Source organism: Paraburkholderia franconis (assembly GCF_009362735.1).
GTDB lineage: Bacteria > Pseudomonadota > Gammaproteobacteria > Burkholderiales > Burkholderiaceae > Paraburkholderia > Paraburkholderia franconis.
Genome location: NZ_WHNP01000014.1, coordinates 142,714 through 168,844, shown reverse-complemented (window position 1 = coordinate 168,844; position 26,131 = coordinate 142,714). Strand labels below are relative to the sequence as shown.

Annotated in this window: 23 protein-coding genes; 22 read left to right on the top strand and 1 reads right to left on the bottom strand. The window is 60.2% G+C overall.

Annotated elements, in window-relative coordinates:
* Positions 1-93 precede the first annotated feature (93 nt).
* From GCT13_RS17515 to GCT13_RS17410, 22 genes are all read left to right on the top strand, one after another.
* Positions 94-978, top strand: a complete 885-nt coding sequence (locus tag GCT13_RS17515) for a branched-chain amino acid ABC transporter permease (RefSeq protein ID WP_152760214.1) — start codon at positions 94-96, stop codon at positions 976-978.
* Positions 978-1,949: a branched-chain amino acid ABC transporter permease gene (locus tag GCT13_RS17510; RefSeq protein WP_193727688.1), complete on the top strand. Its 972-nt coding sequence runs from the start codon at positions 978-980 to the stop codon at positions 1,947-1,949. The genes GCT13_RS17515 and GCT13_RS17510 overlap by 1 nt, the downstream gene beginning before the upstream one ends.
* Positions 1,950-2,443: 494 nt before the next feature.
* Positions 2,444-3,610, top strand: a complete 1,167-nt coding sequence (locus tag GCT13_RS17505) for an ABC transporter substrate-binding protein (RefSeq protein WP_152760210.1) — start codon at positions 2,444-2,446, stop codon at positions 3,608-3,610.
* A gap of 271 nt (positions 3,611-3,881) precedes the next feature.
* Positions 3,882-5,042 carry an ABC transporter substrate-binding protein gene (locus GCT13_RS17500; RefSeq protein ID WP_152760208.1) on the top strand — a complete coding sequence of 387 codons (1,161 nt, stop codon included), beginning with the start codon at positions 3,882-3,884 and terminating at the stop codon, positions 5,040-5,042.
* 231 nt (positions 5,043-5,273) lie between these two features.
* Positions 5,274-6,329 (top strand): branched-chain amino acid ABC transporter permease, encoded by a 1,056-nt coding sequence (locus tag GCT13_RS17495; RefSeq protein WP_152760206.1) that lies wholly within the window; start codon positions 5,274-5,276, stop codon positions 6,327-6,329.
* A 4-nt stretch (positions 6,330-6,333) separates the two neighbouring features.
* Positions 6,334-8,118, top strand: coding sequence for a branched-chain amino acid ABC transporter ATP-binding protein/permease (locus GCT13_RS17490; RefSeq protein WP_152760204.1), 1,785 nt, complete (start codon positions 6,334-6,336; stop codon positions 8,116-8,118).
* Complete coding sequence (locus GCT13_RS17485) at positions 8,118-8,891, top strand: ABC transporter ATP-binding protein (RefSeq protein ID WP_152760202.1); 774 nt, start codon at positions 8,118-8,120, stop codon at positions 8,889-8,891. The genes GCT13_RS17490 and GCT13_RS17485 overlap by 1 nt, the downstream gene beginning before the upstream one ends.
* 172 nt (positions 8,892-9,063) lie before the next feature.
* Positions 9,064-11,022 carry a tRNA uridine-5-carboxymethylaminomethyl(34) synthesis enzyme MnmG gene (gene mnmG / locus GCT13_RS17480; protein ID WP_152760200.1) on the top strand — a complete coding sequence of 653 codons (1,959 nt, stop codon included), beginning with the start codon at positions 9,064-9,066 and terminating at the stop codon, positions 11,020-11,022.
* Complete coding sequence (rsmG, locus tag GCT13_RS17475) at positions 11,019-11,696, top strand: 16S rRNA (guanine(527)-N(7))-methyltransferase RsmG (RefSeq protein ID WP_152760198.1); 678 nt, start codon at positions 11,019-11,021, stop codon at positions 11,694-11,696. Before mnmG ends, rsmG begins: the two co-directional genes overlap by 4 nt.
* A gap of 49 nt (positions 11,697-11,745) precedes the next feature.
* Positions 11,746-12,516: a ParA family protein gene (locus tag GCT13_RS17470; protein ID WP_152760195.1), complete on the top strand. Its 771-nt coding sequence runs from the start codon at positions 11,746-11,748 to the stop codon at positions 12,514-12,516.
* A 38-nt stretch (positions 12,517-12,554) separates the two neighbouring features.
* Positions 12,555-13,445, top strand: a complete 891-nt coding sequence (locus tag GCT13_RS17465; RefSeq protein ID WP_152760193.1) for a ParB/RepB/Spo0J family partition protein — start codon at positions 12,555-12,557, stop codon at positions 13,443-13,445.
* Positions 13,446-13,456: 11 nt separating this feature from the next.
* Positions 13,457-14,605: an SLC13 family permease gene (locus tag GCT13_RS17460; protein WP_152760191.1), complete on the top strand. Its 1,149-nt coding sequence runs from the start codon at positions 13,457-13,459 to the stop codon at positions 14,603-14,605.
* 280 nt (positions 14,606-14,885) lie between these two features.
* Positions 14,886-15,431, top strand: coding sequence for an ATP synthase subunit I (locus tag GCT13_RS17455; RefSeq protein WP_152760189.1), 546 nt, complete (start codon positions 14,886-14,888; stop codon positions 15,429-15,431).
* 145 nt (positions 15,432-15,576) lie between these two features.
* A complete protein-coding gene (atpB, locus tag GCT13_RS17450) occupies positions 15,577-16,428 on the top strand; it encodes a F0F1 ATP synthase subunit A (protein WP_152760187.1) in 852 nt (283 codons plus the stop codon).
* An 85-nt stretch (positions 16,429-16,513) separates the two neighbouring features.
* On the top strand, positions 16,514-16,783 hold the full coding sequence (gene atpE / locus GCT13_RS17445) for a F0F1 ATP synthase subunit C (protein ID WP_007180033.1): 270 nt from the start codon (positions 16,514-16,516) through the stop codon (positions 16,781-16,783).
* Between the two features lie 137 nt (positions 16,784-16,920).
* The gene (locus GCT13_RS17440; RefSeq protein ID WP_087738543.1) at positions 16,921-17,391 is read left to right on the top strand and encodes a F0F1 ATP synthase subunit B; all 471 of its coding nucleotides are present in this window, start codon (positions 16,921-16,923) and stop codon (positions 17,389-17,391) included.
* Between the two features lie 2 nt (positions 17,392-17,393).
* Positions 17,394-17,933, top strand: a complete 540-nt coding sequence (locus GCT13_RS17435; RefSeq protein WP_152760185.1) for a F0F1 ATP synthase subunit delta — start codon at positions 17,394-17,396, stop codon at positions 17,931-17,933.
* A gap of 58 nt (positions 17,934-17,991) precedes the next feature.
* Positions 17,992-19,533 (top strand): F0F1 ATP synthase subunit alpha, encoded by a 1,542-nt coding sequence (atpA, locus tag GCT13_RS17430; protein WP_090870614.1) that lies wholly within the window; start codon positions 17,992-17,994, stop codon positions 19,531-19,533.
* Between the two features lie 91 nt (positions 19,534-19,624).
* Entirely contained in the window at positions 19,625-20,512 is an 888-nt protein-coding gene (gene atpG / locus GCT13_RS17425) for a F0F1 ATP synthase subunit gamma (RefSeq protein ID WP_152760183.1), read from the top strand.
* 92 nt (positions 20,513-20,604) lie between these two features.
* The gene (atpD, locus tag GCT13_RS17420) at positions 20,605-21,999 is read left to right on the top strand and encodes a F0F1 ATP synthase subunit beta (RefSeq protein WP_152760181.1); all 1,395 of its coding nucleotides are present in this window, start codon (positions 20,605-20,607) and stop codon (positions 21,997-21,999) included.
* A gap of 108 nt (positions 22,000-22,107) precedes the next feature.
* Positions 22,108-22,533, top strand: a complete 426-nt coding sequence (locus GCT13_RS17415) for a F0F1 ATP synthase subunit epsilon (protein WP_075155344.1) — start codon at positions 22,108-22,110, stop codon at positions 22,531-22,533.
* A gap of 203 nt (positions 22,534-22,736) precedes the next feature.
* Positions 22,737-24,467: an AMP-binding protein gene (locus tag GCT13_RS17410; RefSeq protein WP_152760179.1), complete on the top strand. Its 1,731-nt coding sequence runs from the start codon at positions 22,737-22,739 to the stop codon at positions 24,465-24,467.
* A 794-nt stretch (positions 24,468-25,261) separates the two neighbouring features.
* Here the strand turns inward: GCT13_RS17410 and GCT13_RS17405 are convergent.
* Positions 25,262-26,059 (bottom strand): transporter substrate-binding domain-containing protein, encoded by a 798-nt coding sequence (locus GCT13_RS17405; protein ID WP_152760177.1) that lies wholly within the window; start codon positions 26,057-26,059, stop codon positions 25,262-25,264.
* Between the last annotated feature and the right edge of the window lie 72 nt (positions 26,060-26,131).

Below are 26,131 nucleotides of genomic sequence, written 5' to 3'. Positions count from 1 at the left end.
ACGAAGCAGGCGTCGATGTTCTGCGTGCTGGACGTGTCGGGCCTTTTATGGGCCTGACGCGTGCATGCCGCTTTCACTTTGACGACGGCTTCAATGGATATCTTTGGCATTCCGCTACCGGCGATGCTCAGCCAGCTGCTGCTCGGACTCGTGAACGGTTCGTTCTACGCGATCCTGAGTCTGGGACTGGCGGTGATCTTCGGCCTTCTCAACGTGATCAATTTCGCGCACGGCGCGTTGTTCATGCTAGGTGCGATGCTCACGTGGATGGGGCTGTCATATTTCAGTCTGCCGTACTGGGTGATGCTCGTCCTTGCGCCGCTGATCGTCGGGCTGTTCGGCGTGTTGATCGAGCGCTCGATGCTGCGCTGGCTGTACAAGCTCGATCACCTCTATGGCCTTCTGCTCACGTTCGGTCTCACGCTGGTCGTCGAAGGCGTGTTCCGTTCGATCTACGGCTCGTCGGGGCAGCCGTACGACGTGCCGTCGGCGCTTGAGGGCGCAACCAATCTCGGCTTCATGTTCCTGCCGAACTATCGCGCGTGGGTGGTCGTCGCGTCGTTGATCGTATGCTTCGCGACCTGGTTCGTGATCGAGAAGACGCGCCTCGGCGCGTACCTGCGCGCGGGCACGGAGAACCCGAAGCTCGTCGAGGCATTCGGCGTGAATGTGCCGATGATGGTCACGCTGACGTACGGCTTCGGCGTCGCGCTGGCCGCGTTTGCGGGGGTGCTCGCCGCGCCCGTGATCCAGGTTTCGCCGCTGATGGGCCAGCCGATGATCATTACCGTGTTCGCCGTCGTCGTGATCGGCGGGATGGGCTCGATCATGGGCTCGATCCTCACGGGCCTGCTGCTCGGTGTGATCGAAGGGTTCACGCGCGTGTTCTATCCGGAAGCGTCGGCGACCGTGGTCTTCGTGATCATGGCGCTCGTATTGCTCGTGCGTCCGGCAGGTCTCTTCGGCAAGGAAAAATGATGCAGAGAAAAGCGCTCTACAGTTTGCTGCTGATCGCGCTCATCGCTGCGCCGTTCGTCGGTGCGTACCCCGTGTTCGTGATGAAGGTGCTGTGCTTTGCGCTGTTCGCGGCCGCATTCAATCTTCTGATCGGCTATACGGGCCTGCTGTCGTTCGGCCATGCAATGTTCCTGGCGACGGCCGGCTATATCACCGGCTACGCGATCCAGACGGTCGGCCTGTCGCCCGAGCTCGGCGTGATCGCGGGCACGGCGGCGGCGACGTTGCTGGGTTTGGTCGTCGGCCTGTTCGCGATTCGCCGGCAGGGCATCTACTTCGCGATGGTGACGCTCGCGCTTGCGCAGATGGTCTACTTCGTCTTCCTGCAAGCGCCGTTCACGCACGGCGAAGACGGCCTGCAAGGCGTGCCGCGCGGCAAGCTGTTCGGCGCGCTGAGCCTTTCGTCGGATCTGACGCTGTACTTCATCGTGCTCGTCGTGATGGTGCTGGCGTTTCTGCTGATCGTGCGCATCGTGCATTCGCCGTTCGGGCAGGTGCTGATCGCGATCAAGGAGAACGAGCCGCGTGCGATCTCGCTGGGCTATGACACTAACCGCTTCAAGTTGCTCGCGTTCGTTCTGTCCGCGGGCCTCGCAGGTCTTGCGGGCGCGCTGAAGGTGCTGGTGCTCGGCTTCGAAACGCTCGGCGACGCGTACTGGACGATGTCGGGACTCGTCGTGCTGATGACGCTGGTAGGCGGCATGGGCACGCTGTTCGGGCCGCTGCTGGGCGCCGCGCTGATCGTCGCGCTAGAGGACCGGCTCGGCGATATCGGTGGTGCAATTGCGTCGGTGACGGGGGTCGACTGGTTTCATTCGCTCGGCGAGTCCGCGACGATCGTGATGGGGATCATCTTCATTCTCTGCGTGCTGGCGTTCAGGCGCGGTATCGTCGGCGAGATCGTTCAGCGCTTCAAACCGTTGCGGGCCTGAGCGGCTGTGAAATTGGTTCGATATCCAAATCAGTCGCATAAAGCAGGTCATTTGCGCGGAAAACGAAGCGAAACTACAAGAACCCGCCCCAATTTTGTGCGGCGCTGCACCACTAGGGTAAATGCTAGTTGCCCGTGTAACAGTCCCCGTTTAATCTTCACACAGTTCTGATGCACCGAATTTTGCAGGTGGAGAACGAGGAGACAATGAGGCACTCAGTGCCCATACAAAAGCGCTGTTGGATCTAGTCCAACAGCGCTTTTTACTTTCCCCATCCCAAATCGATCGCTTTAATAACGCATGCTTCGCTCGCGCCGCATTGTAATTGTGGCGCTTCCGCACGCGTTCTCCGCTGCATTTCTCCCAAAGATTCAAAGCCTTCAAACCGCTTGTCGCGCGTAGTATGCGTCCGCTACACTCGCCATTCGCTGACCATCGGGTCGGCATTTCAACGTATTCGAATCAACTCGAACATCGGGGCATAGAGGAGCGGAATGAAGTCGGCATTGCGTTGGATCAGCGCGGCACTGGTCGCGGCAGGCGTGTGCGCAACGTACAGCGGCGCGGCATGGGCGGACGTGAAAATCGGCATGACAGTGTCGGCAACGGGGCCGGCGGCCTCGCTCGGCATTCCGGAGAAGAACACCAGTGCATTGCTGCCGAAGGAAATTGCGGGCCAGAAAATCGACTACATCGTGCTCGACGATGCAACCGATTCGACGCAAGCCGTCAAGAACGCCCGCAAGCTCACCAGTGAAGATCACGTCGACGCGCTGATCGGCTCGACTGTCGTGCCGAACTCGCTAGCGATGATCGATATCGCGAACGAAACGCAAACGCCGATGATCTCGATGGCTGCGGCCGCATCGATCGTCGAACCGATGGATGCAAAGCGCTCGTGGGTCTTCAAGACGCCACAGAACGACATCCTGATGGCGACGGCCATTGCTCAGCATATGGCGAATCACGGCGTGAAGACGGTGGCCTTCATCGGTTTCGCGGATGCGTATGGCGAGAGCTGGTTCAAGGAATTCGGCAAGGCCGCCGACCTCGCGAAGATCAAGGTCGTCACGAGTGAACGTTTCGCGCGCAACGATGCGTCGGTGACGGGCCAGGTGCTCAAGATGATGTCGCAGAACCCGGATGCCGTGCTGATCGCCGGCGCGGGCACGCCGGCCGCGCTGCCGGAGAAGACGCTGCGCGAGCGTGGCTACAAGGGCAAGTACTATCAGACGCATGGCGTCGCGAACAACGATTTCCTGCGCGTCTGCGGCAAGGACTGTGAAGGCACGTATCTGCCTGCGGGTCCGCTGCTCGTCGCCGATCAATTGCCCGATTCGAATCCCGTGAAGAAGGCATCGCTCGCGTACAAGCACGCTTATGAAAGCGCGAATGGCGCAGGTTCGGTTTCGACTTTCGGTGGCCATGCATGGGACGCCGGCCTGCTGCTGCAACGTGCGATTCCCGTCGCATTGAAAAAGGGTCAGCCGGGCACGCCGCAATTCCGTGAAGCACTGCGTGCCGCGCTCGAAAGCACGAAGGACATGCCGGGCTCGCACGGCATCTTCAACATGAGCGCGAGTGATCACGCGGGTCTCGATCAGCGGGCGCGCGTGATGGTGCAAATCGTCGACGGCAAATGGAAGCTTGCTTCCGATTGAACGAGGCGAATTAACGAATTCGAATTCATTCAAAAAAGACGCGGGCAGTTGACGCGTCTTTTTTATTGCACGTGAGATGAATCGAATAAAGCAGTGCAGCTTCACCCTGATCCACAGGGGAGAGACAACTAAAGCGGTAAAGCCTGGGTTTGACTCAATTGCAACGAGCAGGGAAAACCATGCTTGGCAGGCTTATACCCGATAACTAGATTCAGTTACCCAGTTCTCGAACTGGATTACGACACGCATTTAAAGCGTTTGGAGACATGCAATGAAAACGACAAAGAAGTGGGTCCGTTCCGCAATTGCAATGGCGCTCGTTTGCGGCGCGACGGGAGCGATGGCGCAAGTGAAGATCGGCGTCACGCTGTCGACGACGGGACCGGCCGCATCGCTAGGCATCCCCGAGAAGAACACGATTGCGTTGCTGCCGAAGGAGATCGCAGGCAAGAGCGTGCAATACATCGTGCTCGACGACGCATCGGATACGAGCCGCGCAGTGCAGAACACGCGCAAGCTGATCGACGAAGACCATGTGGATGCGATCATCGGCTCGACGGTGACGCCGAATTCGCTCGCAATGCTCGACCCGATCGCCGAAGGCAAGACACCGATGATTTCGCTCGCGGCATCGGCTGCCATCATTTCGCCGATGGACGGGAAACGCACATGGGCATTCAAGACGCCGCAAAACGATGGCTTGATGGCCGATGCAATCGCCGACTACATGGAAAAGCACGGCGTGAAGACAGTGGGGTTCATCGGCTTCGCGGATGCGTATGGCGAGAACTGGTACACGGTGTTCAGCCAGGCAGCGAGCGCGCATCATCTGAAGCTCGTGGCCAACGAGCGCTATAACCGCACCGATGCATCGGTGACAGGGCAGGTGCTGAAGATCGTTGCATCGAATGCGGATGCCGTGCTGATCGCGGGCTCGGGCACGCCTTCGGCACTGCCGGCGAAGGCGCTGAAAGAGCGTGGCTACAAGGGCAAGATCTATCAGACGCATGGCGTTGCGAATAACGACTTCCTGCGCGTGTGCGGCAAGGACTGCGAAGGCGAATTGCTGCCCGCAGGCCCGATCCTCGTCGCCGATCAGCTGCCCGATTCGAATCCGGTGAAGAAATCGTCGGAGGCGTACAAGAACGCCTATGAGAAGGCGTATGGCGCAGGCTCCGTCGCGACGTTTGGCGGCCATGCGTGGGATGCAGGCCAGATGCTCCAGCGTGCGATTCCCGAGGCGCTGAAGAAGGGCCAGCCGGGCACGGAAGCATTCCGCGTCGCGCTGCGCGACGCGCTGGAGAACGTCAAGGATTTGCCACTCGCGCACGGCATCATGAACACGACCGCCACCGACCACAACGGTCTCGACAAGCGCGCACGTGTGATCGTCGAAATCTCCAATGGCAAGTGGAAACTTCAGAACGATTAAGAAGGTGCGCATCGCTCGCAACGCGTGGCAATGGGCCAGCAGGACGTCTCTTAAGTCACGCGGCCATTTCTGATCGATAACAATGGCAAGCTCTGCCGCGTCGTTTTCCCAGGCGCGGCAGTTGTTTTATGAAGGGCGGCTTTGCTTCGCGGCGGGTGGTCGTTCAGCCGGTTCTCACAGCGGTTCTCTCTGTTTCTCAGTTTCGATTTCGACGTTCCAGGACGAGGAAGTATGGATCTATCAATTGCGGCGATCCTCGCGCAGGACGGCATCACGACGGGCGCGATCTACGCATTGCTCGCGCTCGCGCTGGTGCTGGTGTTCTCCGTGACGCGCGCCATTTTCATCCCGCAAGGGGAGTTCGTTTCGTACGGTGCGCTGACGCTTGCCGCGTTGCAGACGCAGAAGCTTCCCGCGACCTGCTGGCTGCTGATGGCGATGGGGCTTGCATGCTTCGTCATCGAAGTGATCGGCATGGCTCGGCATGCGGAGCGGCGGCGTCATGCTGCACGTACGCTGGTGACGCTGGCCGGCAAGTATCTGCTGTTTCCTGTCGCTGTCTATGCGATCACGCGCGGCGTGTTCATGCAGCCGCTGCCGATGATCGAGCAGATCGCATTGACGCTGCTGATCGTCGTGCCGATGGGGCCGTTCGTCTATCGCCTCGCATACGAGCCTGTTGCCGAAGCGACGACGCTGTTGCTGCTGATCGTGTCGGTGGCCGTGCATTTTGCGATGGTCGGCCTCGGGCTCGTGATGTTCGGCGCGGAAGGCTCGCGCACCAACGCGTTCACGGATGCCACGTTCAACGTCGGCAGCATGTCGATCTCGGGGCAGAGCGTGTGGGTGGTCGGCGTGGCCGTCGTGCTGATCGGCGTGCTGTACGTGTACTTCGACCGCTCGATCTCGGGCAAGGCGTTGCGCGCGACGTCGGTGAACCGGCTCGGCGCGCGGCTCGTCGGCATCGGCACGACGCAGGCCGGGCGACTCGCGTTCACGCTCGCGGCAGGCCTCGGCGTGCTGTGCGGGATTCTCGTCGCGCCGCTGACCACGATCTACTACGACTCGGGCTTCCTGATCGGCCTGAAGGGCTTTGTCGGGGCGATTATCGGCGGGCTGGTCAGTTATCCGCTGGCTGCGGCAGGTTCGATACTGGTCGGGTTGCTGGAGTCGTATTCGTCGTTCTGGGCCAGCTCGTACAAGGAAGTGATCGTGTTCACGCTGATCATTCCGGTGCTGCTCTGGCGGAGTCTCGCCAGCCCGCATGCGGAAGAAGAGGAGGAGTGACGCGATGAAGCGCATCATGCAAAACAAGTTCTTCTGGCTGTTTCTCGTGGTGATGTTCGCGTTGCCCGTGCTGCCGCAACCGATCCGCGTGCCCGAGTACTGGGTGACGCTGCTCAACTACATCGGCCTTTACTCGATCGTTGCGATCGGTCTCGTACTGCTGACAGGAATCGGCGGAATGACGAGCTTCGGGCAGGCGGCATTCGTCGGCGTCGGCGCCTATACGACCGCGTATCTGACGACGCAGCTCGGCGTGTCGCCGTGGCTTGCGCTAATCGCTGGCGTCGTCCTGACGGCTTTGATCGCGTTGCTGCTCGGGGCTGTGACGATGCGGCTGTCGGGGCATTTTCTGCCGCTCGGGACGATCGCGTGGGGCCTCGCGCTGTTCTTCCTGTTCGGCAACATGGAGATGCTCGGCAAATACGACGGGATCAACGGCATTCCGGTGCTGAATGTGCTCGGCGTCAACCTCGAATCCGGCCGGCATATTTACTACCTGATCTGGATCGTCGTGCTCGGCGCAGTGGTGTCTGTTCAGAACTTGCTTAATAGCCGTCCGGGGCGCGCGATCCGCGCGCTGCGTGGCGGCGGGCTGATGGCGGAGGCGATGGGCGTCAATACCGCGTGGATGCGCGTGGTGATCTTCGTCTATGCGGCGGTGCTGGCGGCAATCTCGGGCTTTCTGTACGCGCATTTGCAGCGCGCAGTGAACCCGACGCCTTTTGGTCTCAACCACGGCATCGAGTTTCTGTTCATGGCCGTGGTGGGCGGCGTCGCGCACGTCTGGGGCGCAGTGCTAGGCGCGGCCATTCTGACCGTGCTCCAGGACTATCTGCAGACGCTGCTGCCCAAACTGCTTGGCGAGAATGGCAACTTCGAAATCATCGTCTTCGGCATTCTGATGGTGCTGCTGCTTCAGTACGCTCGCCGGGGCGTGTGGCCGTTCGTCGCGCGAATCTTCCCTCGCGGCCCGCACGCGCACGTGCCTGATCACGCGGACGCGTTGCCGCAGCGCAGCAAGCCGACGGCGGGCGAGGCGCTGCTCGTCGTCGACAGGGCACGCAAGCAGTTCGGTGGCCTAGTGGCGGTGAACGACGTCAGCTTCGATGTAATGGCGGGGCAGATCATCGGCCTGATCGGCCCGAATGGCGCGGGCAAGTCGACGACGTTCAATCTGGTCACGGGCGTGCTGCAAGCGACGAGCGGTGCGATTACGTTCCGCGGCGAACGTATCGACAAGCTGAATTCACGTGAAATTGTCAAACGCGGCATCGGACGGACGTTTCAGCACGTGAAGCTGCTGCCGGGCATGACCGTGCTGGAGAACGTCGCTATCGGCGCGCATCTGCGTGGACACGCCGGCGTGTGGCGCAGCGTGGCGCGCCTGAATGCTGCGGAGGAGGCGCGTCTGATGGCGGAAGCCGCCCGGCAGATCCGGCGCGTCGGTCTCGAAGAGCACATGTACGACGAAGCGGGCAGTCTCGCTCTCGGCAAACAGCGGATCCTGGAGATTGCGCGTGCGCTTTGCTGCGACCCGACGCTTCTGTTGCTCGATGAGCCTGCGGCGGGCCTGCGTTATCAGGAAAAGCAACAACTGGCATCGTTGCTGCGCAAGCTGCGCGAGGAGGGCATGAGCGTGCTGCTCGTCGAACACGATATGGACTTCGTGATGAATCTCACTGACCGTTTGGTCGTGATGGAATTTGGGACGCGGATCGCGGAAGGGCTTCCGCAAGATGTGCAGAATGATCCAGCCGTGCTGGAAGCCTATCTGGGCGGGGTGGAGTGATGGAGAACGAAACGACGAAACAAGCCGCGGCGCAGCCGATTCTCGAAGTGAACAGCCTGTCGGTCCGCTATGGGAAGGTCGAAGCGCTGCACAACGCAAGGATTGCCGTGCGTCCCGGTCAGATCGTTACGGTGATCGGGCCGAACGGCGCGGGAAAGTCGACGCTGCTCAACGCGATCATGGGCGCGCTGCCGCCGACGGGTCACGCAAAGGGCGCAATCACGTATCTCGGCGAAGACGTGAGCGCCGTACCCGTCGAAAAACGAGTGGCGCGCGGCATGTGTCTCGTGCCGGAGAAGCGCGAGTTATTCGCGACGATGACGGTCGAGGACAATCTCGTGCTTGGCGCGTATCGTCGCAAGCGCGCCGGCGATCGAAACTATCTGGATCAGCTTGAACCCGTGTTCGAACTTTTCCCGCGCTTGAAGGAGCGTCGCAAGCAGGCGGCGGGAACGCTGTCAGGCGGGGAGCGGCAGATGCTGGCCGTTAGCCGCGCGCTAATGGGCAAGCCGGACTTATTGATGCTGGACGAGCCGAGCCTCGGCTTGGCGCCGCTGATTGTGAGGGAGATTTTCCACATCATCAGCGCGCTGCGGCAAACGGGCGTTGCGACACTTCTGATTGAGCAGAATGCCCGCGCCGCACTGCAAATTTCGGACTATGGCTACGTGCTGGAAACCGGCGAGCTGGCACTGGAGGGCGCAGCAGACGCGCTGGCCCAGAACCCACGCGTGATCGAAACTTATCTCGGTCTTACGAAAAAGGTAGCGTAGGGAAGGAATTTTTGGCGGTTTGGCTGTCAAACGAGCGGCGTGTTTCACGTGAAACACGCCGTTTTTTATTCCTATGCCCTTTGGACGAAATTCGTGTCAAAAGCGAACCCGCTATAATTTCGCCCATATATTTTTCTTGAAGGCTCACGGCGGGTCCGGCGTGAGATCTGCGATGCTTTATCCCACAGAGTTTGACGTAATCGTCGTTGGCGGCGGTCATGCCGGCACGGAAGCCGCTTTGGCATCCGCACGCATGGGCAACAAGACGCTCCTGCTGACGCACAACATCGAAACCCTCGGTCAAATGAGCTGCAATCCGTCGATCGGCGGCATTGGCAAGGGCCATTTGGTGAAAGAGGTCGACGCGCTCGGCGGCGCGATGGCGGCTGCAACCGACGAAGGCGGCATTCAGTTCCGCATTCTTAACTCATCGAAGGGTCCGGCAGTCCGGGCGACCCGTGCACAGGCCGACCGCGTGCTGTATAAGGCGGCGATCCGTCGGCGGCTCGAAAATCAGCCGAATCTTTGGCTTTTCCAGCAATCCGTCGATGATCTGATGGTCGAAGGCAATCGTGTCGTGGGTGCAGTGACGCAGGTTGGCGTCCGCTTCCGCTCGCGTGCAGTGGTTTTGACAGCCGGCACTTTCCTGGACGGGAAGATTCACGTTGGGCTCAACAACTACACCGGTGGACGGGCAGGGGATCCTGCCGCGGTGTCGCTGTCGGCGCGTCTAAAAGAGCTGAAGCTGCCACAAGGCCGTCTCAAGACGGGCACACCGCCGCGCATCGACGGGCGTACCATCGATTTTTCGAAGCTGGAAGAGCAGCCTGGCGACCTCGATCCGATCCCCGTTTTCTCGTTCCTCGGGCGCGTCGAGCAGCACCCGCGCCAAGTGCCATGCTGGGTCACGCATACGAACGCACAGACCCACGACGTCATCCGCAGCGGTTTGGACCGCTCGCCGATGTACACCGGCGTGATCGAAGGCGTTGGGCCGCGCTACTGTCCGTCGATTGAGGACAAGATTCACCGGTTTGCATCGAAGGAATCGCACCAGATCTTCCTGGAGCCGGAAGGGCTGACTACCAACGAGTTCTACCCGAACGGCATTTCGACGAGCCTGCCGTTCGACGTCCAGCTCGAGCTGGTTCGCTCAATGGTCGGCCTGGAGCAAGCACACATCCTTCGTCCCGGCTATGCGATCGAATACGACTACTTTGATCCGCGCGGACTGAAGGCCTCGCTGGAGACGAAGGTGATCAACGGTCTGTTCTTCGCCGGTCAGATCAACGGAACGACGGGTTACGAGGAAGCGGCTGCACAAGGGCTGCTTGCGGGCATTAACGCTGGCTTGTACGTCCAAGGCAGGGAAGCATGGACGCCGCGCCGCGACCAGGCGTATCTGGGCGTGCTGGTAGACGATCTGGTGACGCGCGGAGTTTCCGAGCCGTATCGGATGTTCACAAGCCGCGCGGAGTACCGACTGAGCCTGCGTGAAGACAACGCAGACATGCGTCTGACAGAGATTGGGCGCGAGCTTGGCGTTGTGGATGACATCCGCTGGGACGCTTTCAGCCGCAAGCGCGACGCTGTTTCACGTGAAACAGAGCGCTTGCGGACAACGTGGGTCAACCCAAAGACGCTTTCGTCTGAGGAAGCGACTGCGCTGCTCGGCAAGCCCATTGACCACGAATACAGCCTCGCCGATCTTTTGCGTCGCCCGGGCGTCTCGTACGACGGCGTTTGCGGTCTGCGGGAGGGCACCTGCGGCCCGGTCGAGCCGCTTGCTGACGACAAAGTGCTGCTCGCGCAGATCAAGGAACAGATCGAGATCGGCGTCAAATATCAGGGCTACATCGAGCGGCAAGCGGGGGAGATCGAGCGAAACGAAGCGCAGGAGAATACCCGATTGCCGGAGAACCTCGATTACGCCGAAGTCCGGGGACTGTCGTTCGAAGTGCGTCAGAAGCTGATGCAGTTCCGCCCCGAAACGATCGGTCAGGCTTCACGTATTTCGGGGGTTACGCCGGCCGCTATTTCGCTACTGATGGTCCATCTCAAGCGCGGCCTCGGCCGCCGTTCGCAAAAGCCCGCCGACGCTGGCAACGACAGCACGACGGTGGCTCAATGACGGCGCGTTTCAATACGATGGCTGGCCGCGACGCGCTCGCCGGCCTCCTGGAAAAAGGCACGCGTGAACTGGGCATCGACCTGAGCGCCGAGCAGCAGAGCAAACTGCTCGATTACGTCACGCTCCTGGGAAAGTGGAACACCGTCTACAACCTGACGGCAATCCGCGATCCGCGGCAAATGCTGATTCAGCACATCCTGGATTCGCTCTCTATCGTTCCGCATCTCACCAGCCTCGGGCCGTCGTCGATACTGGATGTCGGTTCGGGTGGCGGCTTGCCCGGCATCGTGCTGGCTATCGTCTTTCCCGGTTGGTCGGTCACCGTCAACGATATCGTCCAGAAGAAGTCGGCCTTCCAGTCGCAAGCAAAGGCCGAGTTGGGCCTCGCAAACCTGTCGGTCGTCACGGGGCGGGTCGAAAGCCTGAGACCGGGCGTCGAAGTCCCGGGAAAATTTGATGTGATCGTCTCGCGCGCATTCGCAGAACTCGCGGATTTCGTTACACTGGCCCGTCACCTCGTCGCGGATAACGGAGCCATCTGGGCGATGAAGGGCGTGCGACCCGACGGAGAAATCAAGGGTTTGCCTGAGGGCGCGCATGTCAAGCAGGTGATTCGTCTCAAAGTGCCATCGCTGGATGCCGAACGGCATCTGGTCGAAGTCGCCGTAGGCTGATGATCAAATCGAAATCTCACTAAACCGGCTGCAAAGGGACACTAAAAAGATGGCAAAAATCTTCTGCGTTGCGAACCAGAAGGGTGGAGTCGGCAAAACAACGACCGCGGTCAATCTCGCCGCGAGCCTCGCATCGCAGGGACAGCGGGTCCTGCTCATCGATCTCGATCCGCAAGGCAACGCCACCATGGGTAGCGGCATCGACAAGGCCGCTTGCGAGAACACGGTTTACGAAGTGCTGGTCGACGGCGTGTCGGTCGCCGATGCGCGCGTGAAGTCGGAAGCCGTTTCGTATGACGTAGTGCCTGCCAATCGCGAACTGGCGGGTGCAGAAGTCGAGCTCGTCAGCATGGAGAATCGCGAGCACCAGCTCAGAGAGGCGCTGGCGCACGTGGTGGCGGAATACGACTTCGTTCTGATCGATTGCCCTCCCGCGCTTTCGCTGTTGACGCTGAACGGCCTGTGCGCCGCGCACGGCGTCGTGATTCCGATGCAATGCGAATACTTCGCGCTCGAAGGCCTGTCGGATCTCGTCAATACCATCAAGCAGGTTCACGCGAACCTGAACCGTGACCTGAAGGTGATCGGCTTGTTGCGCGTGATGTTCGATCCGCGTATCACGCTGCAGCAGCAGGTATCGGAACAACTGAAGGAGCACTTTGGCGACAAGGTGTTCGACGCCGTCATTCCGCGGAACGTACGACTTGCCGAGGCGCCGAGTTACGGCTTGCCGGGCGTCGTGTTCGACCGTGCGTCGCGCGGCGCGCAGGCTTATGTGCAGTTCGGCGCGGAAATGATCGAACGGGTGCGTGCGCTATGACGCAGCGCCATCCATCCAAAGCGGATCGAGGAACCACGATGAACGCAGTAGCACGGAAGAAAGGTTTGGGCAGAGGGCTGGAGGCGTTGCTCGGCGGCAGCGCGGACTTCACGGAAGCCGTCAAGATCAACGGTGCGCCGCACACGCTGCCGCTCGACAAGATGCAGGCCGGCAAGTACCAGCCGCGGACACGAATGGACGAGGGCGCATTGCAGGAGCTGGCAGCCAGCATTCGTGCGCAGGGTTTGATGCAGCCGATTCTGGTACGTCCGATCTCGCCGGAAAAATTCGAAATCATCGCGGGCGAGCGACGCTTTCGCGCCGCGCGCCTGGCCGGGCTGGACGAGGTGCCTGTGCTGGTCCGCGATGTGCCCGATCAGGCTGCGGCCGCGATGGCGCTCATCGAGAACATTCAGCGCGAAGACCTGAATCCGCTGGAAGAGGCACAGGGCATTCAGCGTCTGCTCGACGAATTCGACTTCACGCATGAACAGGCGGCCGAGTCGGTGGGGCGTTCGCGTAGCGCAGTGTCGAATCTGTTGCGCCTGCTGAATCTCGCGTCGCCCGTTCAGACGATGCTGCTTGCCGGCGACCTCGACATGGGTCACGCGCGCGCATTGCTTGCCGTCGACGCCGCCACGCAGATCACGCTCGCGAATCAGGTGATCAACAAGCGGATGTCGGTGCGCGAAACCGAAAAACTGGTCACGACGACGACGAAGGCCGCGCCCGCAGTCAAGGCCAAGGTGAATAACGACGGCGGCCGCGATACGCGTCGGCTCGAAGAGGAGTTGTCGGATCTGCTCGCCGCGACGGTGAAGATCAAGCTCGGACGGCGCGGACGAGGGCAGGTGCTGGTCGACTTTGGCGATCTCGACGCACTCGAAGGCATTCTTGCCCGCTTGAGGGGCAGCGCAGCGGCTGCATAAAGATTCATCCGATGCCTGCTGCCGAACGAGCGCTAAAGCCTCGTCAAAATTTGTTGCGCGCGGTCATTCGCTATGCGGCGAAAGAGCCGGTGTTGACCGTGCTCGTCGTGGCATTGATCGCGCTGCAGATATTCCATCCGCTTTCGTTGGCGTCATTCCCTGCGCTGGTCGACTGGCAAACGGTGATGACGCTCGCGGGGCTTCTGATTTTGACGAAGGCCGTCGAATATTCAGGATTCCTGATGTGGCTCGCGCATCGCGTTGTTCATCGAATCCGTTCGCAGCGAGGGCTGGCCTATCTGCTGATCGCGCTCGCGGCTGCACTGTCGACGTTGCTCACGAACGACGTCGCATTGTTCGTCGTCGTGCCGCTCGCGTTGTCGCTGAACGAGTTGACGCCGTTGCCGTTGAAGCGGCTCGTGATCTTCATTGCGATTGCGGTGAACGCCGGTTCGGTTCTCACGCCGCTGGGCAATCCGCAGAATCTGTTCCTTTGGCAGACGACCGGCGTTTCGTTCGCCGGATTCGTGCTGGTATTGGCGCCGTTGTGTGTCGCGCTGATGGCAATGCTGTATGTGCTGACGGCAGTCGCGTTCAAGCGCGTCGACCTGGATTTGTCGAAAGACACGGAGCCCCATCCCGTCGACCGTTCGCTGCTTGGCGTCGCCGTGCTTCTGTTCGCCGCGTTTGTCCTACTCGCGGATGCGCATCGCCCAGGTATCGGACTGATCGGCGTGGGCGTCGGATTTATCTTCTGGCGGCCTCGAATCGTCATGAAGATCGACTGGCTTCTGCTGCTGATTTTCGTGTTCATGTTCATTGTCTTAAGAAGCGTCGCAGCATTGCCTTGGGTACACGAAGCCGTCGGACAAATGCATCTCACGACACCGCTGCGAGCCTATACCGCGAGTGCGGTACTGTCGCAGTTCATCAGCAATGTCCCAGCAGCGATCATGTTGGCCGAGTTCTCAAAAGACTGGCGCGCATTGGCGTTCGGAGTCAGTGTCGGTGGATTCGGATTTGCGATCGGTTCGCTGGCGAATCTGATTGCAATGAGGCTTTCAGGACAGCGCGGAATGTGGCTGCAATTCCACCTGTTTTCGGTTCCGTTCTGGGTCGTGAGCGGGGTCGTCGGCGGGTGGCTTCTGTTGCATTTTTGACACTTGTGCGAGCGACGAAAATGCGCTCGCAACCTTGTGCTCGTACACAATTCCAGCGTCATTTCCCGGTCTGTCGCGACCGCCTTACATTTGCAGTCCCACCGCATGAAAAGGGGCGTTTTCCCGCATCATGAAGCGCCATTTCATGCCGGTTATTGGTTGGGCTAAAGTCTTGAATTGCCTGCAACTATCGCTTACAATCGCCCGGATTTATTTGCTAGGCAACCCCGTAAGCGGTGCGAAAGCTCGCGGGCTGAACAGGACTTTGCGGAACACTGCGATGGCGGTCAAAGCGTCGAACCAAACGCCGCAACAACGGCACGACGAACACCGCGAAGATCGCACCGGTTCGCAAACGTCCGGCGGTCAGAGCGCAACGCGTGACGACGCGTGGGATGCCGAGCAGCAAGATAACAATATCGTTCCGCTCACACGGGCCGAGGCCGAAAAACTGTTCGGTCCGAACGTGAGTCGTCCATCGCGCGTTACACCGTTCAAGGTCGTGATTGCGCAAATGGTTTTGTCCCTGGGTGCGACGCTGTTGTGGTGGCTGTTCTACAAGCCGCCGGGCGATGCTGCGCTGTCAGCCTTCCTGGGAGGAGCGATTTGCTGGGTGCCGAGCGCATTGTTCGCGGCACGTCTTAAGAAGTTGAGTGGCGCCGAAACGGTGATGAGCTGGATGATCGGTGAAGCACTCAAGATGGGGACAACGATTGCGATGTTTATTGCCATCGCATTCTGGTATCACGATGTACGGTGGATTCCGCTGCTCGTGACTTACCTCATCGCTCTCAAGACGTACTGGATCGCGCTCGCCTGGCGCTGAAGCAAGCGAGACACTGGCTGACGCACTGCGTCAGCAACGAGGCGCGCGGGTTCGACAAAGGCCCGCGCTGGCGTGTTCCCGCAAGACAGAATTGCGGCGGGAGCGGCCCGGAAAGATTTTCGACAATTTGGGTGGCATTAACGATATGGCAGCTAGCGAAGGAACGCGCGCTCTGGATCCGTCCGAGTACATTGCGCACCACTTGCAGAATTTTTCCACCGCTCATCAGACGTCGATCTTCGACATCCACGTCTGGAATCTCGATACGCTCTTCTGGTCGATCGTATGCGGTCTCATTACAGTCCTGGTCCTGCGTCTTGCCGCGCGTAAGGCGACGTCCGGCGTTCCGGGCCGCTTCCAGTGCGCAGTCGAAATGCTGGTTGAAATGGTCGAGGATCAATCGAAGTCGATGATCCACGGCAACCGCGCTTTCATCGCGCCGCTCGCGCTGACCGTGTTCGTCTGGGTCGCGCTGATGAACTCCCTCGACTTTCTTCCCGTCGACTTGCCGGGCCGCGTGATCGACCTGCTCGGTCTGTCGGGTGTCATCTCGCACCACCGCATCGTTCCGACGGCCGACCTGAATGGCACGATCGGCATCGCACTGGGCGTGTTCGTGCTGATGATTTACTACAACTTCAAGATCAAAGGCGCCGGCGGCTTCGTGCACGAGCTGCTGTCCGCTCCGTTCGGCGCGCATCCGCTGCTGTGGATCCCGAACCTTGCACTGAACATCATCGAGTTCGTCGCGAAGACGGTTTCCCTCGGCATGCGGCTGTTCGGCAACATGTACGCGGGCGAGCTGCTGTTCCTGCTGATTGCCCTGCTGGGCAGCATCTGGAACTTCGGTGCGGACACGACGGTGCTTGGCTTCATCGGCCACGTGATCGCGGGCAGCGTGTGGGCGATCTTCCACATCCTGATCGTTCTGCTGCAGGCGTTCATTTTCATGATGCTGACGCTGGTGTATATCGGCCAGGCACACGACGCTCACTAACCCGGCGCGTCAAGAAAGAATCTAGCTTTAAGAATCGTAGTTTTTTAAATCCCAGTTCCAAAAAGACTTTTCACAAGGAGTGATCATGCAAGCTTTCATCGCCAACATCCAGGGTCTGACCGCCATCGGTATCGGCATCATCATCGGCCTGGGTGCAATCGGCGCCTGTATCGGTATCGGCCTGATGGGCGGCAAGTACATCGAGGCATGCGCTCGCCAGCCGGAACTGATGAACCCGCTGCAAACCAAGATGTTCCTGCTTGCTGGTCTGATCGACGCGGCGTTCCTGATTGGCGTTGGTGTGGCAATGCTGTTTGCGTTCGCGAACCCGCTGCTGTCGAAGCTGGCAGGCTGAGGTTCCTCGGAAGTGTGCGCCTGACCTATAACTGATAAGGCGCAAAGCGGAACGGGCACTAAGGCGCTGATCGAGCACTGAATCGATGAGCGCCTTGCCGTTTCCCCCTCCGATCAAGCAACGTTTAAGGAAACACCGTGAATCTCAACGCAACCCTGTTTGCGCAAATGGTCGTGTTCCTGATCCTCGCGTGGTTCACGATGAAGTTCGTGTGGCCGCCGCTGATCAACGCCCTCGACGAGCGCTCGAAGAAGATCGCCGATGGTCTGTCGGCCGCTGAAAAGGGCAAGTTGGAACTCGAAGCCGCGCACAAGCGCGTCGACCAGGAACTCGCTCAGGCACGCAATGACGGCCAGCAACGTATCGCTGACGCCGAAAAGCGTGCAGTCGCGGTCGCCGACGAAATCAAGGCACAGGCGCAAGCTGAAGCGGCGCGCATCATCGCTCAGGCGAAAGCCGACGCCGAACAGCAGGTCGTGAAGGCGCGTGAAGCGCTGCGTGGTGAAGTCGCCGCGCTCGCCGTGAAGGGTGCCGAGCAGATCCTGAAGCGCGAAGTCAACCAGGCGGCTCACGCCGACCTGCTGAATCAACTCAAAGCCGAGCTCTGATCATGGCCGAACTTGCAACCATCGCCCGTCCGTACGCAGAAGCGCTGTTTGGCGTGGCCGAAGCTGGTGACATCGCCGCCTGGTCCACGCTCGTGCAGGAGCTGGCACAGGTTGCGCGTCTGCCCGAAGTGCTGTCGATTGCCTCGAGCCCGAAAGTCAGCCGTGCGCAGATCAGCGACCTGCTGCTCGCCGCGCTGAAATCGCCGCTCAAGGACAATGCGCAGGCGAAGAATCTGGTCCAGATGCTGGTCGACAATCATCGTCTGCCGCTCTTGCCGGAAATCGCCACGCAGTTCGAAGAGTTGAAGAACGCCCGCGAAGGTGCGGCCGATGTGCTGATCGTCAGCGCATTCCCCCTTGAAGGTGCGCAGCTGGACGACGTCGTCGCGAGCCTCGAACGCAAATTCAAACGCAAGCTGAAGCCGACGGTTCAAGTGGACCCGTCGCTGATCGGCGGCGTTCGCGTGACGGTCGGCGACGAAGTGCTCGATACCTCGGTCCGCGCGCGGCTCGCCAGCATGCAGACGGCTCTGACCGCCTGAAGCCCTCGAGTGGTTGTGGCGGCTGGCACGCAACAGAATTGACTATCAGGAGCGAATAATGCAACTCAATCCCTCTGAGATCAGCGAGCTGATCAAGAGCCGGATCCAGGGCCTTGAAGCGAGCGCAGACGTTCGCAACCAGGGCACCGTGATCTCCGTGACCGACGGTATCGTGCGTATCCACGGCCTGTCGGAAGTGATGCAGGGCGAAATGCTCGAATTCCCGGGCAACACGTTCGGTCTCGCGCTGAACCTCGAGCGCGACTCGGTCGGCGCGGTGATTCTGGGTGAATACGAACACATCTCGGAAGGCGACATCGTCAAGACGACGGGCCGCATTCTCGAAGTGCCGGTGGGTCCGGAACTGATCGGCCGCGTGGTCGACGCACTGGGCAACCCGATCGACGGCAAGGGCCCGATCAACGCGAAGATGACCGACGCAATCGAAAAGATTGCTCCGGGCGTGATCTGGCGTAAGTCGGTGTCGCAGCCGGTGCAAACGGGTCTGAAGTCGATCGACTCGATGGTGCCGATCGGCCGTGGCCAGCGTGAGCTGATCATTGGCGACCGCCAGTGCGGCAAGACGGCTGTCGCTGTCGACTCGATCATCAACCAGAAGGGCAAGGACCTGATCTGTATCTACGTCGCGATCGGCCAGAAGGCTTCGTCGATCATGAACGTGGTTCGCAAGCTCGAAGAAACGGGCGCGATGGAATACACGATCGTCGTCGCCGCTTCGGCTTCGGAATCGGCAGCGATGCAGTATCTCGCGCCGTACGCCGGCTGCACGATGGGCGAATACTTCCGCGACCGCGGCCAGGACGCGCTGATCGTCTACGACGACTTGACCAAGCAGGCTTGGGCATATCGTCAGATCTCGCTGCTGCTGCGCCGCCCGCCGGGCCGTGAAGCTTACCCGGGCGATGTGTTCTATCTGCACTCGCGTCTGCTGGAACGTGCTGCTCGCGTCTCGGAAGAGTACGTCGAGAAGTTCACGAACGGCGAAGTGAAGGGCAAGAGCGGCTCGCTGACGGCACTGCCCGTCATCGAAACGCAAGCCGGCGACGTGACGGCGTTCGTTCCGACGAACGTGATCTCGATTACGGACGGCCAGATCTTCCTGGAAACCGACCTCTTCAACGCAGGTATCCGCCCGGCTATTAACGCTGGCGTGTCGGTGTCGCGCGTCGGTGGTGCGGCTCAGACGAAGGTCGTGAAGAAGCTGTCGGGCGGTATCCGTACTGACCTCGCGCAGTACCGTGAACTGGCAGCGTTCGCGCAGTTCGCATCGGACCTCGACGAAGCAACCCGCAAGCAGCTGGAGCGTGGCCGCCGCGTGACGGAACTGCTGAAGCAGCCGCAATACCAGCCGCTGCAAGTGTGGGAACTGTCGGTGTCGCTGTTCGCAGCGAACAACGGCTACCTCGACGATCTGGAAGTTTCGCAAGTGCTGCCTTTCGAAAAGGGCCTGCGCGAATTCCTGAAGTCGAAGCATGCTGACCTGGTCAAGCGCATCGAAGACAACAAGGACTTGTCGAAGGACGACGAGGGCGCGCTGCACGCCGCACTCAAGGACTTCAAGAAGTCGGGCGCTTATTGATCCGCGAGTGATCCGCAAGGCATAAACGGACCTTGAAGCAGCGCTCGGTGCATGCAAATGCGTCCGCGCTGCTTCGATCAAGGAGCAAGCAATGGCTGGAATGAAGGAAATTCGCGGCAAGATCAAGAGCGTGCAAAACACGCGCAAGATCACGAAAGCGATGGAGATGGTGGCCGCATCCAAGATGCGCCGCGCTCAGGAGCGCATGCGCTCTGCTCGCCCGTACGCCGACAAGGTCCGCGATATCGCTGCGCACATGAGCAGTGCGAGCCCGGAGTATCGTCATCCGTTCATGGTGACGAACGATGGCGCGAAATCGGTAGGCTTCATCCTTGTCACGACTGACAAGGGTTTGTGCGGCGGTATGAACACGAACGTGCTGCGCGCTTCGCTCCAGAAGTTCAAGGAGCTGGAAGGTCAGGGCAAGACGCTCGAAGCGACGGCAATCGGCGGCAAGGGTCTGGGTTTTCTGAACCGCCTGCGCGCAAAGGTCGTGTCGAACGTCGTGCAGCTGGGCGATACGCCGCACCTCGAAAAGCTGATCGGCGCTGTGAAGGTTCAGCTCGACATGTACTCGGAAGGCAAGCTCTCGGCTGTGTATCTCGCGTACACGCGCTTCGTCAACACGATGAAGCAGGAGCCTGTGATCGAGCAACTGCTGCCGCTGTCGGCGGAACAGTTCGAGCGCAAGGACGAGAAGGGTAGCCCGACGCCGAATACGTCGTGGGACTACATCTACGAGCCGGACGCGCAAACCGTCGTCGACGAACTGCTGGTGCGTTATGTCGAAGCGCTGGTCTATCAGGCCGTCGCGGAAAACATGGCGTCGGAACAGTCGGCGCGGATGGTCGCAATGAAGGCCGCTTCGGACAACGCGAAGACGGTCATCAACGAACTGCAGCTCTCGTACAACAAGAGCCGTCAGGCAGCGATCACGAAGGAACTGTCGGAAATCGTCGGTGGCGCCGCGGCAGTCTGACGCTGACGTCGACACGCGGGAGCGCCTTCTGGCGAGTCCACCGAAACTGCGCCGTTGCGCGAGTGAAGAATTGAGTATTTAAAGGAAAAGCGATGAGTACTACTGCTTTGGTAGAAGGCAAGATCGTACAGTGCATCGGCGCGGTGATCGACGTGGAATTCCCGCGTGAGCACATGCCGAAGGTTTACGACGCGCTCATTCTCGAAGGTTCGGAACTGACGCTCGAAGTCCAGCAGCAGCTGGGCGACGGCGTTGTCCGTACCATCTGTCTGGGTTCGTCGGATGGCCTGCGCCGCGGCGTCATGGTGAAGAACACCGCGAAGCCGATCAGCGTGCCCGTTGGCAAGCCGACGCTGGGCCGCATCATGGACGTGCTTGGCCGTCCGATCGACGAAGCGGGCCCGATCTCGAGCGACAACATGCGCTCGATCCACCAGAAGGCGCCGGCGTTCGACGAACTGTCGCCGTCGACGGAACTGCTCGAAACGGGTATCAAGGTTATCGACCTGATCTGCCCGTTCGCGAAGGGCGGTAAGGTGGGACTGTTCGGCGGTGCTGGCGTGGGCAAGACCGTCAACATGATGGAGCTCATCAACAACATCGCGAAGGAGCACGGCGGTTACTCCGTGTTCGCGGGCGTGGGCGAGCGTACCCGTGAAGGGAACGACTTCTACCACGAAATGAAGGACTCGAACGTTCTCGACAAGGTCGCGCTGGTGTACGGTCAGATGAACGAGCCGCCGGGCAACCGTCTGCGCGTCGCGCTGACGGGCCTGACGATGGCCGAGCACTTCCGCGACGAAGGCCTCGACGTGCTGTTCTTCGTCGACAACATCTACCGTTTCACGCTGGCCGGTACGGAAGTGTCGGCACTGCTGGGCCGTATGCCGTCGGCAGTGGGCTATCAGCCGACGCTGGCTGAAGAAATGGGTAAGCTGCAAGAGCGTATTACGTCGACCAAGACAGGCTCGATCACGTCGGTTCAGGCCGTGTACGTCCCTGCTGACGACTTGACTGACCCGTCGCCCGCAACGACCTTCGGCCACCTGGACGCAACCGTCGTTCTGTCGCGTGACATCGCTTCGCTGGGTATCTACCCGGCCGTGGACCCGCTCGATTCGACCTCGCGTCAGATCGACCCGCACGTGATCGGCGAAGAGCACTACACGATCACGCGCAGCGTTCAGCAGACGCTGCAGCGCTACAAGGAACTGCGCGACATCATCGCGATTCTGGGCATGGACGAACTGTCGCCGGAAGACAAGTTGTCGGTCGCGCGCGCTCGTAAGATCCAGCGTTTCTTGTCGCAGCCGTTCCACGTTGCTGAAGTGTTCACGGGCTCGCCGGGCAAGTACGTGCCTCTGAAGGAAACGATCCGTGGCTTCAAGATGATCGTCGACGGTGAGTGCGATCACCTGCCGGAGCAGGCGTTCTACATGGTCGGCACGATCGACGAAGCCTTCGAAAAGGCCAAGAAGATCCAGTAAAGGCTGGGTGTATCGAAGCGGGCGCCGGCTCGCACGCGGTGGCTGTCGCAAGACGGCCGACGCACAAAGCAGGCGCCTCGTCCTACACTCAACCAGGAGTCGACATCAATGGCAACCATCAAGGTAGACGTCGTCAGCGCGGAAGAGGAAATCTTCTCGGGCCAGGCGAAGTTCGTTGCGCTCCCGGGCGAAGCGGGCGAGCTCGGCATTCTGCCGGGCCACACGCCGCTCATCACGCGGATTCGTCCGGGTGCGGTGCGTATCGAAGCTGAAAACGGCGAAGAGGAGTTCGTCTTCGTCGCCGGCGGTATTCTCGAAGTCCAACCCGGCGCAGTAACGGTTCTGGCCGACACGGCGATCCGCGGAAAGGATCTCGACGAAGCGAAGGCCGAGCAGGCTCGCAAGCGCGCGGAAGAAGCGCTGCAGAACACCGGCTCGAACCTCGAATATGCGACCGCGCAAGCGGAACTCGCGTATGCGACGGCACAGCTGGCCGCGATCCAGCGTCTGCGCAAGCTGCGCGGACAGCACTAAGCAGCATCGTTCGAAAAGCAGCCCTCGTGGCTGCTTTTTTTGTCTGCTACTTGACGTTTACGGAAAGGTCAGCAAAATCATACCGGCAATGCTCGAACAGCTGGAAAGCTGCGGGTAAGACTTGATGCCGGTCGGTCTACGACCGGGGCAAAATCGGTCGCAAACTCATCTCAATACAGTGATTCACCTCTGGAGACACCACCATGGCAACGCAAGCTGCAGGAGAGGGCGCAATCATCGAGCCGAAGGACGGGCTGTCATACGTGCGCGGTTCGACGGACGTACCGCTTAGCGAATCGACGGTCGGTCAGTTTCTCGTCGATATCGCTCGGCGCTTCCCCGAACGTCCCGCCGTGGTGTTTCGCGAGCAGCAGATTCGCTGGAATTGGACGGAGTTTCTACAAGAAGTCGATACGTTGGCTGCGGGATTGCTGGACCTGGGCATTCAGAAAGGCGATCGCGTCGGCATCTGGTCGCCGAACCGCGTCGAATGGCTGATGACGCAGTTCGCAACGGCGCGGATCGGCGCCGTTCTCGTCAACATCAATCCCGCTTATCGTCTTGCCGAGCTCGAATACGCGCTGAACAAGGTCGGCTGCAAAGCGATTATTTCGGCCGAAAAATTCAAGTCGTCGATGTACCTGCAGATGCTTCAGGAACTGGCGCCCGAACTGGCGACTGCCACCCCCGGAGACCTCCACGCCGCGCGCCTTCCGGACCTGCGCATCGTGATCCGCATGTGCGATGCGGAGACACCGGGCATGCTGACGTTTTCGGATGTCATTGAGCGTGGCCGAATCGCATACGATCCTGCGAAACTCGGCGCAATCGGCGCAACGCTTGACGCCAATGACCCGATCAACATCCAGTTCACGAGCGGAACGACAGGAAATCCGAAGGGCGCGACGTTGACGCACCGGAACGTCGTGAACAATGCGCGCTATATCGCGATGGCGATGCGGCTGACCGAGCAGGACTCGTTGTGCATTCCGGTGCCGCTTTATCACTGCTTCGGCATGGTGCTGGCCGTGCTGGCCTGCGTGTCGGTGGGCGCCGCGATGGTCTTCCCGGGCGAAGCATTCGAGCCCGGCGCGACGCTGGCGGCCGTCGCCGAGGAAAGATGCACCGCGCTCCATGGCGTGCCAACGATGTTCATCGCCGAACTCGACCACCCCGACTTCGCGACCTTCGATCTGTCGCGGCTGCGCACCGGCATCATGGCTGGCTCGCCATGCCCGATCGAGACGATGAAACGCGTCGTCTCGCAAATGCATCTGGCCGAAATCACGATCGCTTATGGGATGACCGAGACGAGTCCGGTGTCATTCCAAAGTTCGACGACCGATCCGCTGGATAAACGGACGACAACCGTCGGCCGCATTCAGCCGCACCTCGAAGTGAAAGTGGTTGATGCACTCGGGAACATCGTGCGTGTCGGCGAAACGGGCGAGCTATGTACCCGCGGCTATTCGGTGATGAAAGGCTACTGGGACGATGAAGCGAAAACGCGCGAAAGCGTCGTTGACGGCTGGATGCACACGGGCGACCTCGCTACGATCGACGCCGAGGGATACTGCAATATCGTCGGCCGTTTGAAGGACATGTTGATCCGTGGCGGCGAGAACATCTATCCGAGAGAGATCGAGGAATTTCTTTTCAGACACCCAAAGATTCAGAGCGCTCAGGTGTTTGGCGTGCCCGACGCGAAGTACGGCGAAGAAGTGTGCGCATGGATCGTCCTGCGCGGCGGCGAGCATCTCACGGCCGAGGAAGTGCAGGAATTTTGCCGCGGCCAGATCGCGCACTACAAGATTCCGAAATACATCCGCTTCGTCGATGAACTGCCGATGACCGTCACGGGCAAGGTCCAGAAGTTCGTGATGCGCGAACGGATGATCAGCGAACTTCACCTCAAGGAAGACAAGACGGCCTGACGGCGCGTCGCGCCATTGGGAACGAACATTCGACGCCGTGTGCAAACCACACGGCGTTTTGCTTCGAAGGGGAAGATGCCGATTCGCACACGCGGACGGATGGTGCGCAAACGTTTGGCGAGATAAAAAAAAAGCGGGCCTGGAGCCCGCTAAAAACCACACGCTACGGGGTTAGCGCGAGGAGACCATTGGAGGAATCGCGATCAACCGGCGCGATCGACGCCGATCACGACTCCAGCAGAGATGCCCCTGGTAAGAGAGCTTCGGCGCTTACGCCGACCAGCCGTCGAGGTGTCCGAAGACACTACTACCCGGCCGCATCCGTGCTGAACCCGTGAAAGGCATTGTGGGCGAATTACTTCGCTCGCGCGGTAACAAAGTGTTTCAGGTTGTAACGCCCGTCAGATAAGGCGCAGCGGGATTTATTGCGATAGCAAAGCGATTTAAGCGCAATTATTACCGATACTTTTCAGTCCATTTCGCCCCATTCTGGCCCGGCATTCGCAGCGCGTGTTGCATTGCATCCTGGCGAGCAAACTCGCCTCCGCACAGGATTACGTGCAGTGCAGAACGGCGGGCCCGAATGTTCATACCGATTCGGGTCGCACCTGTTTGAAACTCGTGTTTGCCTGCACTGCCGCATATTGCTGCAACGCGGAATCAGCTGATCATCCCGGTCGGACTTGTTGCTCGCCGGACGAGCCGTAAACATTGCTCATGGCGGACGGAGGCAGCCTCACGTCCCAACAGGTAAGTACGACTGCCCGGCCGTCATAAACTCGGCTTGCGTTGGCTTACTTCAGCCACTTGTCCGAAATGGCTTGATACTCGCCACTTGCTCGCGCGAGATGCAGCCACTGATCGACGTATTGCTGGAACACGACGTCGCCGCGGGGCACCATCCACGCCTTTTCCCCATACTGGAACGGCTTGTCCGGATGCACGGAACACAGCCCGGGGTTGAGCTTCTGCTGCAGGAGCGTCTCGGACGCATCCGTTACCATCACGTCGGCCTTGCCCGCGAGAATCTGCTTGAAGATGGTCACGTTATCCGGATACACAGTGAGATTCGCGTGCTGGAAGAACTGACGCGCGAAGCGCTCGTTGGTGCCGCCCGGATTGAAGATCACGCGCGTGGACTGTTGATCGATCTGCGCGACCGTCTGGTACTTGCTGACGTCGTCGCAGCGTACGATAGGCGTCTTGCCGTCCACCTGGTACGCCTCCGTAAAGAACGCGCGCTTCTGTCGGTCCAGCGTGGTCGATACGCCACCCACGGCCACGTCGCACTTCGCGACGAAGTCGCTCATCAGATTGGACCATGACGTCTTCACGAATTCCGCCTTGACGCCGAGCGATTTGGCGAGCGATTCGGTCATGTCGATGTCGATGCCTTCGAACTGCCCGTCCTGCTTGTAGAACGAGTACGGCTTATAGTCGCCCGTCGTGCAGGCCCGCAGCGTGCCCCGTGCCGTGATTTCGTCGAGGCGTGACGTCGAGGTTACGGGGGCGGGAGCGGATGCGGCACTTTGCGCATGGGCCGCGCCGGCGCAGCACAGTGCAGCGGCGAGAAGCAGGGCATTTTTCTTCATTGAATCTCCTCTATCGTTGTTTTTTGTGGATCAACGGAACGGATAATAGCCCGCGCAACTATCTGTGACCAT